Here is a 12,346-nt window from a genome sequence, read left to right on the forward strand (position 1 = left end):
ATTTTAAGAAATGACGGGAGAGGATCTCCCGTGTTTCGAATTCTTTTTTTGGTAATTTTCCTTCCATTCCGGCTTCTGTACCAGATTTATCTACGTCTAAGCCTTCTTTTTCAATCGGGCCGCGAGGTCTACGAACTAGAATTTCCTCCTGTTTTTGAAGATTCTTATAAGTCTTATTTTGTCAAAAAATTACAAGGAAAAGAAGAAACCGTAACTCGTTTGGAACTTCTCATCCTTCTCAAACTCATCCAAAAAAACGATAAAATTAAAACTTTAGACATCTCTTTACCACCTCTCGAATGGACCCTCTCTGAATTTTATGAATTCAGAAACCAACTCCTCGCGATCAAAGAATCAGGAAAAAAAATAAGAATCTTTGCAAAGGAAGGTGGAGTGGGTACTCTTCTTTTACTCACCACCGGATCAGAAATTTATTTAGCACCTGAATCTGAATTTATGGTTCTACTTCCCAGCGCCGAACCAATGTTCTTTGGTAAGTTTCTAAAAGCATGGGGAATTGAAGTACAAGCCTTTGCCTCTGGGCCGTACAAATCTTTTGCAGAAAGTTTTACAAGAGGAGAATTTTCTAAAGAAGCAAAAAAGAATTTAGAAACTTTGATTTTAGATTTGAGAAAAGTGTTATTAACAGCTCTTACCAATGGAAACAAATCCTTAGAGTCACTATTTTACAAACCCATGTTATCTGCCGATGAACTTTTATCAGCTGGTGTCATTCATGGAATCAAAACAGAAACAGAATTCTTTTCGGAGGACAGAAAGATTTATTCGGGAACTTATCCATCTCGCCATTACAGAATGAAAGAATTTTGCCTCTTCCCCAAAAGAAAAGCAGAAGTGGTTGTCCTTCCTTTGGAGGGAGGGATCTCTGGCGGAGACTTCCTACATAAAAATAGAGAAAATGGAAAAATTGAGGCCTTCTCCCTCATCCCCAACCTAAAAGCTTTGTCGGAAGACAAAAAAATAAAAGCAGTGATTCTAGAAATTTCCTCCCCTGGTGGTTCTGCCTTTTATTCCGAACAAATCCATCAGGAAATTATGGAGTTAAAGAAAACAAAACTTGTGACAGCTTATTTTAAGGATACAGTGGCAAGTGGAGGTTATTATATCGGATCCGCAACGGATCATATCACTGCCTCTCCTGTTTGTATCACAGGCTCCATTGGAGCGGTTAGTATACGTGCCAACTTACAAAAGTTATACAAAAAATTTCAATTGAATAAAGAAGCGGTGGGTTTTTATCCTTTCCGAGATATCCACTCCGAATTCCAACCCCTCTCCAAACAAAGTGTTCAGTATTTAGAATCACAAATCAAAAAAATTGAAGGTCTATTTTATAGACGAGTCTCCGAAGGCAGGAAAATACCTCTCGAAGAACTCCCCAAAATTGGAATGGGGAGAGTGTATTTACCAACGGTAGAAAATCGGATCGTAGATAGTCTTGGTGGGCTTTTAGATGCAGTTCATGAAGTCAAAGAAAGATTAGGGGGAAGGCCCATCACTCTCACAGAAGAGCTACCGGCTTATAACTTAAAAAATAAAATTCCACTCTTGGGTGGACTACTTGCTGAATTAAAAACATTAGAATCCTTAAGTGAAGTTTCTTTACTTTCTCCCATTCGTTTGGATTGGAAAAATAGAAGATCCATCACTCACTAAAATTTAAGATTCTTTAGCTTTTTCCAATCGGTTGCGAAGTCCCTCCTCTCCTTTCCCGGGTCTTGGAACTTCGCAAAAGATGTCCTTCATTCCCATCTGGTCGCAAACCTCAAAAAATGCATAGAGTTTCGAAGCGTAATCTTCATTGCTCGAAACAGAACAAATTCTTGAATATTCCCCAAAAGACTTTTCCTTTGTCGCTATTTTTAAACCACCAGAATCGATTTCTTCAAAGGAAAAACCAATCCAAGCATTCGTCTCCAATTGAATCGTCGTCTTTAAACTAAAACTAAATTCCTCAGAAGAAAGAAGTGTAACCTTGGCCGTTGGTGCATAGTGTTTGTATTTGGTTCCTGGACTCAAAGGCACTATCGATGTATTTTTTTTACTAAAAGAATCTGGAATCAAAAGATCTGGTATGACTGTCAAAAGTTCTTCCGATTCAATCGATCCTGGCCTTAAAAGCGTTGGTCTATCTCCGAAAAGACTCACCACAGTGGATTCAATTCCAAAACTTGGCTCTTCTGCTTGAAAAATAGCATCTACAGTTTCTCCAAAGTATCGCACAACATCTGTTAACTTTGTTAATGAAGGTCTACCGGAGAGATTGGCAGAAGGGGCAGAAATGGGTCCACCGGACAATTCAATCCACTCACGAATCACAGGATTTCTAGGAATCCGAACAGCAAGGGTATCCAAATCTTTTGGAAAAAGAAATTTATCTTTTTTTGGTAAAATCAGAGTGAGAGGTCCCGGAGAAAATTTTTCAAGTAATTTACGACCTATCTCACCTAATGCACAAGCCCCAGCTACAGATTCAATCGAATGGAAATGCGCAATGAGAGGATTGTCTTTCGGTCTGCCTTTGATTTCATAAACCCGTAAACAAGAAGCCTCCAACTTTGTAGAAGCTCCAATTCCATAAACGGTTTCCGTTGGAAAAACAACTACCTTTCCCTCTTGGATGAGGTTCGCAAGCAAACGAACATCCGAAGAGATTAAGGCTTTCATTTAAAACTTTTTAGTTTTTGTTTTGGATTTAGATTCGGAGACTTTCAAACCCTCTTTTGAGGAATCTGCTGAAGGAACGGTAGTTTCTTCTTTTGGTTCTTCTTCCTCTTTCGCTTTTTCTACCGGAGGGAGTTGGCCTTGCACAAGTTTACTTAAGTAGACATTGATTTCAGGATCATTGTCTGTAACGAGTTGCCAAAAAGAAAATCCACCCAAATCATACTTACGTAATAGAGTCATTTTTTCTTCAAAGGCTTTGCGGTTCATATAAAACGCAACACGGTCACAACCACCACTGGTGTACCAAAGAGAAGGATCTTCGTAAGCCCTGTTTTTATGAATGTCAGAAAACTTAGATAAGTTCCTCCAACTTGCCACTTTGTTTTCTTCGTTTAAGATACGATTAATGTCAGTGGGTTGACGATTTTTATGAGTTCCTGATTTGATTCTTTGTGCATCAGAATGATAGATGGCTTTAGCAGAAGCCTTACAGTTAAGTGCCCAATCATAACCATAAGTCGGGATTGCCATATAAAGTTTATGAGTGGGAACTCTTTTTTTGGCATAAGTGATGATGTCTTTTAACCAAACATTCGGAGCTTGGGGACCTGGACCCGGGTTATGGTATTTTCTTGGGTGGAGTTCATAAGCCATAATTTTTACGCGGTCTGCATGTTTCGCAAGAAAAGCGTAATCATGAGTGGTCGGCCCTCTCCAATTTTCGCGAAAATCAAGAGTGATGGCTTTCGTGAGACCCTTACAATTCAGTTCTTTCTTTTTACTTTTCTCGGCAGGAGTTTTGGGATGAACGGCAACGGAAATGAGTTTCCCTTTTTTATGAACTTCACGAGCAAGAAGGACAAAGAATTCTTCGAACTTTTCTTTTTTGTCACAGGACATACCTTCATAATCGATATCAATCCCATCATAACCATAAGTCATAATTTCGTTTACGATCACTTGGATATGGTGGTCGCGAACGTCATTTCTGCCACCCATACCAATATTCTCTTGGATTTTTTCTTTCGGATTTTCCCAACGAAAGATGGTTGGAATGATTTTGACTTTTGGGTTGAGAGCCCGAAGTTCTTGAACTCGTTCTTTTCTAGAAGAACTTGACCAACTGGAAATCAGTTCTCCATTATTGGAAAGGCCACCCTTCATCGTATAAATAAAAGGATGGATCTCGTTGTATAAATGAACCGTCTTTTTCATTGCCGTCCAATCTGTGGACCAAGCGGAAGAACGAAAGGTTACGTTTTCATCCGGAAGAAAGTTTGGCAATTCAGCAGATTCTTCTACCGTCAGAGGTTCTGATTCCGAACCTTGTTTTGTTTCCATCTCCGAAGGAGTACCAAGAGAAGGTGTTGATGCTTCTACCACACTTGGATTGGCGTTTCCCGCTTTGGCAGTATCTTTCAGAACCAGTGCAGTAGCATCACTTTGGATTAAATTCATTCCTAAATAAAAGGAGATGGCAGATAAAAAGACCCAAGAGGCAAATAATAGGCTGTATTTTGCAGCATTCGAGAGTGGACGTTTGGGTGTGTTTTCAGATTCGGACATAGGTAACTTCTAGTATGATTATCGAACAAGTGAGAAAAAAAGAGTAGAGAATATTGAAAAGACTCACTACCTATTTCTCATCCCATATTTTTTTAGAAGGGATTCTCTCCTAGTCGAAATTGAAGAGAAAGGAAAAAGAAAGTTATGCATCTTCTCAAACAAAAACCGGTCATCCTTTATACAGTTCTTCTCAGTTTTTTTCTCACTTTTCTCCTTTTGGCGGAACTCACCGGTAGTAAATTATTTTTTGCCTTCGGGTTTACCATGACTATGGGGGTTATCCCTTTTCCAGTAACCTTTATCATTACCGATCTTTTGAACGAATATTACGGTCGTAAAGTGGTCAGAGCCACCACCTTTTTAGGAATGGTTATGCTTGGTTTTGCCTACTTACTCATTGCGATTGATATCCAAATTCCGGCAAGCCCTGAGTCGCCCATCGATGATGCTTCTTTTGAGCGGGTGTTTGCAAACTCAGGACTAGTGATCCTAGGCTCCATCATAGCTTATGTGATTGGGCAAATGATCGATCTCCATGTTTTTCATTTCCTTCGTAAAAAAACGGGTGGGAAACATATTTGGCTGAGAGCTACAGGGTCAACCATCATCTCCCAACTCATCGATTCTTATGTTGTGATTTTTATCGCTCTCGGAAAATACCATCCGGTTCCCAAACTCGTTGCCATTGCCAATACCAACTTTCTTTATAAATTGGGAGTGGCCATCCTCATCACACCAGTTCTCTATGCCATCCATATCTACGTGGATCGTTACCTAGGAGAAACTTTGAAAACACAGATGTTCAAAGCTGCGATGGAAGAAGAAGGGATGGAATCTACCATCCAACCAGGATAAGGTGAATATGTTCCAACCCAGAATCGAAAGATTAAAAACCATCTTGGGAAAAACACCGACCAATATTGGCCACAGGGGTGCACGCGGACTAGCTCCCGAAAATACCCTTGTCTCCTTTCTTGTGGGATCGGAATCCACGAGGTTTTTCGAATTGGATACAATGCTCTGTGCCTCAGGTGAACTTGTGGTCATCCATGATTTCACTGTGGATAGAACCACTGATGGAAAAGGAAAAGTGAAAGACTATAAATACCGAGCCCTTGCGGAACTGGATGCTGGTAGTTTTTTTGACGAAGCCTTTGAAGGAGAACAGATTCCCACCCTTTCCCAAGTCATCCAAACCCTACCAGAAAATACAGTTTTTGACATCGAATTAAAAAGTGAAGGAAACGCAGAAGAAAGAAAGTCCTTGGCCCAAACTCTTGTCAAACTCATTCGAAAATTAAAACTTCAGGATCGAATTTGGGTCAGTAGTTTTGACTGGGAGCTTGTGGATTTAATTCGAAAGGAAGAACCTGAAGTGTTACGAGGACTCCTGGTTGAAAAAGGAGATTCGCTAAACAAGGATTATATGGACTATGAACCAGACCTAATCCTTCCCCATCTTTCTGCTTGTACAAAAGATTTTGTTCAGTCGTGTCTGGAAAAATCCTTACTTGTCATCCCTTATACAACCAATACTGAAGAGGAATGGACAAAACTCATTGGTGTGGGAGTGGCCGGCCTTATCACTGATTTTCCCGATCAGTTGGCATCTTTTTTAGAATCTAAAAAATAAATCCAAATCCAGTTCCCCCAAGGATCCTCGTATAAAAAATAGTTTTTGTTTGGAACCGATTGGATGAGTTTTAAGGAAGAAAATTGAGGATGGTTCTGTAAAGATAGATCACAAGTGAGGGTGACGGTTCCTGGTCGTACCGGACAATGTTCTGTTTCCCGAGAAAAAACCAAACATTCACCCGATTCTAATTTCAATTCCAAATGACCAAAACTTTCTTTTAGGAGAGTCCCCCCAAGAAACGATTGGTAATACCGTGCTGCGAGAGTCGTGTTTTCTCCACCGTCTAAATTGATAGAATAAAGTCGAATATCCAATGTCTTTCCAATCCCCATCTTTTTTTGCCTATATCTTATTTTTTTTAACTTCAGGAATCATAAACTTTTTGTTATGCGAAACTATTTATTTCGAATTTTTATATTCGGCAGATCAGTTATACCTTCCCTTATTTCTCAAAGACTGGATCACAGGAAAAGGAATTACTCATTGGTATCTTCCGCCTTCTCCTTATTTATTTCCAGACCTATTTTTAAACTTCCTTCTTTATCCTTTTGTTCCCTTTTTATACCTTCCCACTTTTTTTGGAACTCTCCAATTGGGATTTGTTCTGTTAGGAATCTCTTTTTTTCTTTCTAAGTATACCGACAAAATCAAATCTTTTCAATTTCTCTTTCTATTCGAAATCCTTTTTGTATTTTTTTCTTTATTTGGATATTGGGTCGTAGACAAACCCCATCCTTTGGTTTACTTTCTGACAGGGGCACACCACAGCACGGGATTTTTTTTCTCCTTACTACTCACTCTTTATCTTTATTCTCTATTAAATGATGAGAAACAAAGAAATTTTCATTCGATTTCATTTTTACCCAATCATTTCATCTTCTTCTTTTTCATTTCGTTTTTATTATTATACATTTCTGACCGCTTTTCATTTGCCGTAGGTGCCTTTTCTTTTTTTGTCGTGAGGATCTGGGATTCTGAAAAAACATTCACAACAAGAATGTCCTACTTCCAAAAGAGAAGGTTTTGGATTTTAGCTTTTTTATTTCTTTTCTTAGGAGAACTTTGTTTTTGGACACTCAGACAAATTGTTTCCATTCCCAGTAGTTTTGAAATTTTAGTCACCTATCTTTCAAAACTAAGAGTATCTGAAATCTTTCATCTATCGGGGGCTTACCTCTGGGATTTTACAAAACATATCTACTACCAAGGAAAATCGATTCTATTACTCTTGGGATTAATTCTCATTTCCTTTGTTCAGTTCCCTAAACTCATCCGCCATTTGTTCCTTGTGTTTTTGCCTGTACTTTTAGGTTTACTCCTTCTTGTGGGACGATTCACCTATTTACATCCTTACCCCATTCGCTATTTATTTCCTCTCCTGTTTTTTGGAATCTTTGGCTTCACTTGGGTTTTGCATTCAAAATTTAAGTCAGTTTCTCTCTTCTATCTATTTCCAATCCTTCTAGGGTTAGTCATTCTTCTATCTCGTTTGCCCTTTCCAAGAGAGAACACCCAATCCTATTTTTCCTCTATTTCGAGTAAGGAAGTGCCTTATGAATGGGAAAAACCCATTCGATTCTGGAGTCAGGGGGAAAAAACTCCCATCCCTGTCGGTAAGGAAGGAAAACCGTATCATTGGATCACAGGTGCATTCCATACTCCTTGACAGAGCCAGGGGAACGTATGATCTGGAAGGAGATGGAAGATTACGTACGCATATTTGATACCACTTTAAGGGACGGAGAACAATGCCCTGGCGCAGCCATGAGCGAAGATGAAAAGGTAGAAATTGCCCAACACCTGGCTCGTATGAAAGTGGATATCATCGAAGCTGGATTTCCAGTTTCTTCTCCTGTACAATTTAAAGCCGTAGAACGAATCGCCCGTGAAATTGAAGGCCCCGTCATTTGTGGACTGGCAAGGGCCCTTCGTCCCGATTTGGAAGCCGCACGGGACGCCCTAAAACCCGCTAAACTCAAAAGAATTCATACCTTTATTGCCTCTTCTCCCATCCATATGAAACATAAATTGGGTAAGTCGCCCTCTGAGGTTTTAGAAATGGCCAGAACCGCAGTGAAGATGGCAAGAGACTTTGTTACCGATGTCGAATTTTCACCAGAAGATGCTACCAGGTCAGAATGGGAATTCTTACGTGAGTTAGTCGAGGCAGTGATCGAAGAAGGAGCCACCACCATCAACATTCCCGACACTGTAGGTTATACAACTCCCCAAGAGTATATGGATTTATTTCGTTTTCTAAAAAAAGAAGTGAAGGGTGCCGACAAGGTTATCTTTTCTGCACATTGCCATAACGATCTTGGTCTTGCTGTTGCAAACTCACTGGCTACCGTTCTTGCAGGTGGACGTCAAATCGAATGTACGATCAACGGAATTGGAGAACGATCCGGAAACACTGCCATGGAAGAAGTGGTAATGGCCTTAAAAACTAGAAAAGATGCCTTTGGGGTGGAAACAAGAATAGATTCCACTCTGATCACTCGTGGTTCTCATTTGGTAAAAACTACAACAGGAATGGTAGTACAACCTAACAAAGCCATTGTGGGTGCGAACGCTTTTGCTCACGAATCAGGAATCCACCAAGATGGTGTGATTAAAAACAGACAAACTTATGAAATTATGACTCCTGAATCCGTAGGCCTCAAATCCAATCGAATGGTGCTTGGACGTCACTCGGGTCGCGCTGGTTTTAAAGACAGAATCATTCGTATGGGATTTGACCCAAAACCAGAAGAAATAGACAATGCATACAATCGCTTCCTTGAAATTGCTGATAAAAAAAAGGAAGTTTTTGATGAAGACATCGCGGCCCTTTTTCAAGGTGAGATCAGTCGTTCACAAGTAGATGAAATCTATCGTTTGGTTTCTTTTGAACAAAATACCGGAACGAACAAAACTCCCGATTCCAAAATTTCACTTCAAATCAAAGGAGAAATCAAACAAGGTGAAGCCCATGGTGATGGTCCGGTTGATAGTATCTTCAAAGCCATTAACCAAGTGACTGGTCTTTCCCCACTCCTTTCTAGACTTGTGATCTCTCCTGTCACAGAAGGAACCGATGCTATGGCAGAAGCTTCCGTGACTTTGGAAGATGGAGAACGTCGGGTGGTTGGTAAAGGTGATTCCACAGATATCATTGAAGCCTGTGCGAAAGCCTATATCAATGCCCTGAACCGGTTATAATCCAATGACAAACTTATCTTCTACATTTTCGATAGAAGCCCTTGTGCGTAAGGAACTCCCTGCATTTAAACCTTATACACCGGGGGAACAACCTGGCCTTAGCACTTCTACTATCAAACTAAATACCAACGAAAACCCTTATCCGCCTTCTCCCAAAATTAAAGAAGCCGTAGAAAAAGTGTTAGAATCAGGTGTATTACGGAAGTATCCCAACTACCACGGTAGAAAATTACAAGAACTGATCGCAAAAGATTACGATTTAGATCCAAATCAAATTCTAGTCACCAATGGTTCCGATGAAGCCTTACGTCTGTTATTCCAAGCACTTGTGGGGCCAAAAGATGTAATTGTGGCTCCAGACCCAACTTATTCATTTTATCCTGTGCTTACGGAACAAATGATGGTGGGGGCTACTTATAAAGCGATTCCACTTAAGGATGATTTACATTTTGATTTTGATTCATTAGCAAAAGAAAAAGGCAAATTACTTTGTTTTGCTCATCCCAATGCCCCTACTGGTGTAGAAGAAGAAAAATCTAAACTTTTAAACTTAATTAAAAATTTTGAAGGTATCGTACTTTCTGATGAAGCCTATATTGATTTCACAGAACCAAACTCAAGTTTGGTTTCCGAAATCAAAACCCATCCCAATCTCGTAGTTTCTAGAACTTTTTCAAAATCTTATGCCCTTGCAGGTCTTCGTGTTGGTTACCTCATTGGGTCCTTAGAAGTAATTTCTTGGATTAGAAAACTAAAAGATTCTTATAATGTGGGAATTTTAGATCAGGTCATTGCAGAAGTTTCTTATGCAGATAAAGAATACTTCTTGGAAAAAAGGTCTCTTGTCATTTCAGAAAGAACAAAATTGAAAAAGGAATTAGAATCATTAGGATTTGAAATTCCAAACTCCTCTACGAATTTTCTATTTTGTAAACCAAAGTTAGGTGTTTCTCCCGAAAGTTTGTATTTACAATTAAAAGAAAAGAATATTCTCATTCGTTATTTTTCCACAGGAATTTCCAAAGATTATATTAGGATTACCATTGGAACACCGGAAGAAAACCAGACATTAGTAAAAACGATTCGTGGATTAATTTAAAAGAAAAACCCGGCTCACCACTTTTAGGTAAACCGGGTCAATCATAATCTCTTTAGATACTACCAAACACCATAAAGAGCTCTGATTATTTTTGAATTTCGATTTTTGTTTTTTTAGGTTCTATTTTCGGAATGGTTAGTTCCAAAATTCCATTCTTCATCTTTGCGGTTGCTTTTTCGGAATGAATTGCTTTCCCTATCGTAAATTTACGAAAGTAATTTCCTTCTCGGTATTCAGCAAGTCGCACTTGACCACGTGTTTCTTCAAGGGATACAAATTTTCCTTCCAAAATCAATTGGTCCTTTTCTATGGATATCTCAACAGAAGATTGATCGACTCCTGGCATTTCTACACGAAATAAAATTGCCTCTTCTGTTTCCAATACATCCACATTTGGTGAATAAACGCGTGTTACCGTTTTCTCTTCTTTTCCTTGCGCTGAAACCTCTGTGGTTTCTTGTTTGTGATCTTTTGTGAGTGTATTCATAACGTTCTCCTTATCCAATTGTGATAGATACTTTTTTAGGTTTATCTTCTTCTCTACGAGGAAGATGGATGTTTAAAATCCCATTTGTAAATTTAGCAAGAACATGTTCCTGATCCACGCGGAATGGGAGTTCTAAGGTTCTATGAAATTCTCCAGAAAAAATTTCTCGGCGGTGCACTTCTGTTCCTTCTGCCAACTCCTCTGCTTTTTTTCTTCCGTGAATTGATAACAAATTATCTTTCACATTGATCTCAATTTGGTCTGGTTCAAGACCTGGAAGTAAACAGGTCACAAGAGCCTCTTCTTCTTTTGTGTATACATTGACTGGGGGAAAATTGGAGGAAGAACCAAATTGGTGATCCAAAATGGAACGTGTCAACTCATCGTTCAGCCTGTCAAAATCTCTCCAGAACTGATTTCCTTTGGTTTGTGGGTCTAGAATTCGGAATAACATGCTCATTCTCCTTATTAGCACTCTAACTGCAAGACTGCCATATAAACTAGCAATCTATATCTTTGACTGCTAATCGTCAATATTGTTTCTATTTTTAAAGGATTTTGGAAAAAAAATTTTGTCCCTTAAGGTAGCCCCGCCTAGCCTGGAATCCAATGTCGATCCAAGATACTTTGAAACAATTGGGCTTAGAAATTCCTTCCGTGCCGGGAGCCTTAGCTGCTTATATCCCTTCCAAAAGGTCAGGAAACCTTGTTTTCACCTCTGGGCAATTGCCCCTCGTCGGTGGAAAACTGAAAAAAACAGGAAAGGTTGGTAAGGATCTAAGCCTTGAAGAGGCCAAAGAGGAAGCCAAACAATGTGTTTTAAATGCTTTGGCCGCAACATTGTTACACATTGAGTCTTTAGAGAAAATCAAATCGATTGTCAAACTTGGTGTTTTTGTTTCGGGAACTCCAGACTTCACCGAACAACATTTAGTTGCCAATGGTGCATCAGAACTTCTCGCTGCAATTTTTGGAGACAAAGGAAAACATGCAAGGTTTGCCATTGGAGTCAGTTCTCTTCCCCTAGATGCGAGTGTAGAACTGGAAATGGTTGCAGAAGTAGAATGACAAACTCCCTTCTTTCTAAGTGTTTTGATTTTTTTCAGTTTTTCAAAGAATCTCTATTATTTGTTCCTGAGTTGGTCTTAGCTTGGTGGCACTTGACCAAACGGATTTTTCTCGCTTTGTATCGCTACTGGAATACAAAACTTTTGTATGATAAGATATTTTTTATTTTTTTATTTTTACAACTCCTCTTTTCTGTATTGCCATGGTTCTCCTACCAAATTCGTTTTTTCGAAATGGTAGAAACTATTTTTCTTGGTCCAAAACTTAATTCGGTTTTTATTCTACTTAGTCTTTTGAATTTTTTCTTTTTAGGATTTTGGAAGTCGTCTTGGACGAGAATCTGGTTTTTCTCTACCGAAATGATTGCCATTGTCTTTGTGATTTGGGGGTATTTGGATCCCAAACGTTATTTTTATGACTTTGTTAAACCAGAGGAAGTAGGACTTGGACTTTCCTTCTACTTATTTTTAGGATCCGTGTTCTTAGCTTTTGTATTTGGATACCTCACTTTCAAAAAAGAAGATGAGGTATTAGGCAGACTCTCTTAAACAATTAGAAAAATTTTTTAAAAAACGATTTTGCGATCATCTATACAATGATC

General features: G+C 39.1%; 13 protein-coding genes. 8 read left to right on the forward strand and 5 right to left on the reverse strand.

Annotation, left to right across the window (positions count from 1 at the left end; all coding sequences use genetic code 11):
• Positions 1 to 30 precede the first annotated feature (30 nt).
• Complete coding sequence (locus tag CH361_RS09855; protein ID WP_100790950.1) at positions 31 to 1,677, forward strand: S49 family peptidase; 1,647 nt, start codon at positions 31 to 33, stop codon at positions 1,675 to 1,677.
• A 3-nt stretch (positions 1,678 to 1,680) separates the two neighbouring features.
• On the opposite strand, the gene CH361_RS09860 is transcribed toward CH361_RS09855, so the two are convergent.
• Together CH361_RS09860 and CH361_RS09865 are read right to left on the reverse strand one after the other, a co-directional pair.
• Positions 1,681 to 2,688 (reverse strand): L-threonylcarbamoyladenylate synthase, encoded by a 1,008-nt coding sequence (locus CH361_RS09860; protein ID WP_100790669.1) that lies wholly within the window; start codon positions 2,686 to 2,688, stop codon positions 1,681 to 1,683.
• On the reverse strand, positions 2,689 to 4,254 hold the full coding sequence (locus CH361_RS09865) for a glycosyl hydrolase family 18 protein (RefSeq protein WP_100790670.1): 1,566 nt from the start codon (positions 4,252 to 4,254) through the stop codon (positions 2,689 to 2,691).
• Between the two features lie 144 nt (positions 4,255 to 4,398).
• Between CH361_RS09865 and CH361_RS09870 the strand changes: the two genes are divergently transcribed.
• Positions 4,399 to 5,109 carry a queuosine precursor transporter gene (locus CH361_RS09870; protein WP_100790671.1) on the forward strand — a complete coding sequence of 237 codons (711 nt, stop codon included), beginning with the start codon at positions 4,399 to 4,401 and terminating at the stop codon, positions 5,107 to 5,109.
• Between the two features lie 7 nt (positions 5,110 to 5,116).
• Complete coding sequence (locus CH361_RS09875; RefSeq protein WP_100790672.1) at positions 5,117 to 5,887, forward strand: glycerophosphodiester phosphodiesterase; 771 nt, start codon at positions 5,117 to 5,119, stop codon at positions 5,885 to 5,887.
• On the opposite strand, the gene CH361_RS09880 is transcribed toward CH361_RS09875, so the two are convergent.
• Positions 5,854 to 6,204, reverse strand: coding sequence for a VOC family protein (locus CH361_RS09880; protein WP_341864915.1), 351 nt, complete (start codon positions 6,202 to 6,204; stop codon positions 5,854 to 5,856). The genes CH361_RS09875 and CH361_RS09880 overlap by 34 nt on opposite strands.
• On the opposite strand from CH361_RS09880, the gene CH361_RS09885 reads away from it, so the two are divergent.
• The 3 genes from CH361_RS09885 to hisC are packed head-to-tail and all read left to right on the forward strand — an operon-like array spanning position 6,204 to position 10,190.
• Positions 6,204 to 7,556 carry a hypothetical protein gene (locus CH361_RS09885; protein WP_100790674.1) on the forward strand — a complete coding sequence of 451 codons (1,353 nt, stop codon included), beginning with the start codon at positions 6,204 to 6,206 and terminating at the stop codon, positions 7,554 to 7,556. The two genes, CH361_RS09880 and CH361_RS09885, sit on opposite strands and share 1 nt — an antisense overlap.
• Positions 7,557 to 7,573: 17 nt before the next feature.
• Positions 7,574 to 9,091, forward strand: a complete 1,518-nt coding sequence (locus CH361_RS09890; RefSeq protein ID WP_100790675.1) for a 2-isopropylmalate synthase — start codon at positions 7,574 to 7,576, stop codon at positions 9,089 to 9,091.
• Between the two features lie 4 nt (positions 9,092 to 9,095).
• Positions 9,096 to 10,190 (forward strand): histidinol-phosphate transaminase, encoded by a 1,095-nt coding sequence (hisC, locus tag CH361_RS09895; protein WP_100790676.1) that lies wholly within the window; start codon positions 9,096 to 9,098, stop codon positions 10,188 to 10,190.
• An 85-nt stretch (positions 10,191 to 10,275) separates the two neighbouring features.
• Here the strand turns inward: hisC and CH361_RS09900 are convergent, their stop codons facing one another.
• Together CH361_RS09900 and CH361_RS09905 are read right to left on the reverse strand one after the other, a co-directional pair.
• Entirely contained in the window at positions 10,276 to 10,677 is a 402-nt protein-coding gene (locus tag CH361_RS09900; protein ID WP_100790677.1) for an Hsp20/alpha crystallin family protein, read from the reverse strand.
• 10 nt (positions 10,678 to 10,687) lie between these two features.
• Entirely contained in the window at positions 10,688 to 11,131 is a 444-nt protein-coding gene (locus CH361_RS09905) for an Hsp20/alpha crystallin family protein (RefSeq protein ID WP_100790678.1), read from the reverse strand.
• Between the two features lie 155 nt (positions 11,132 to 11,286).
• On the opposite strand from CH361_RS09905, the gene CH361_RS09910 reads away from it, so the two are divergent.
• Together CH361_RS09910 and CH361_RS09915 are read left to right on the forward strand one after the other, a co-directional pair.
• Positions 11,287 to 11,745, forward strand: coding sequence for a RidA family protein (locus CH361_RS09910; protein WP_100790679.1), 459 nt, complete (start codon positions 11,287 to 11,289; stop codon positions 11,743 to 11,745).
• Entirely contained in the window at positions 11,742 to 12,293 is a 552-nt protein-coding gene (locus CH361_RS09915; RefSeq protein ID WP_100790680.1) for a hypothetical protein, read from the forward strand. The genes CH361_RS09910 and CH361_RS09915 overlap by 4 nt, the downstream gene beginning before the upstream one ends.
• The last annotated feature ends 53 nt before the right edge of the window (positions 12,294 to 12,346 follow it).

Origin of the sequence: Leptospira brenneri (assembly GCF_002812125.1) — a bacterium.
GTDB lineage: Bacteria > Spirochaetota > Leptospiria > Leptospirales > Leptospiraceae > Leptospira_A > Leptospira_A brenneri.

Bases quoted from the DNA above. Each gene is read 5' to 3' on its own strand.
- CH361_RS09865 (WP_100790670.1), bottom strand. From the start codon at position 4,254: ATGTCCGAATCTGAAAACACACCCAAACGTCCACTCTCGAATGCTGCA.
- CH361_RS09910 (WP_100790679.1), top strand. From the start codon at position 11,287: ATGTCGATCCAAGATACTTTGAAACAATTGGGCTTAGAAATTCCTTCC.
- CH361_RS09890 (WP_100790675.1), top strand. From the start codon at position 7,574: ATGATCTGGAAGGAGATGGAAGATTACGTACGCATATTTGATACCACT.
- CH361_RS09915 (WP_100790680.1), top strand. From the start codon at position 11,742: ATGACAAACTCCCTTCTTTCTAAGTGTTTTGATTTTTTTCAGTTTTTC.
- CH361_RS09875 (WP_100790672.1), top strand. From the start codon at position 5,117: ATGTTCCAACCCAGAATCGAAAGATTAAAAACCATCTTGGGAAAAACA.
- CH361_RS09885 (WP_100790674.1), top strand. From the start codon at position 6,204: ATGTCTTTCCAATCCCCATCTTTTTTTGCCTATATCTTATTTTTTTTA.
- hisC (WP_100790676.1), top strand. From the start codon at position 9,096: ATGACAAACTTATCTTCTACATTTTCGATAGAAGCCCTTGTGCGTAAG.
- CH361_RS09905 (WP_100790678.1), bottom strand. From the start codon at position 11,131: ATGTTATTCCGAATTCTAGACCCACAAACCAAAGGAAATCAGTTCTGG.
- CH361_RS09860 (WP_100790669.1), bottom strand. From the start codon at position 2,688: ATGAAAGCCTTAATCTCTTCGGATGTTCGTTTGCTTGCGAACCTCATC.
- CH361_RS09900 (WP_100790677.1), bottom strand. From the start codon at position 10,677: ATGAATACACTCACAAAAGATCACAAACAAGAAACCACAGAGGTTTCA.
- CH361_RS09870 (WP_100790671.1), top strand. From the start codon at position 4,399: ATGCATCTTCTCAAACAAAAACCGGTCATCCTTTATACAGTTCTTCTC.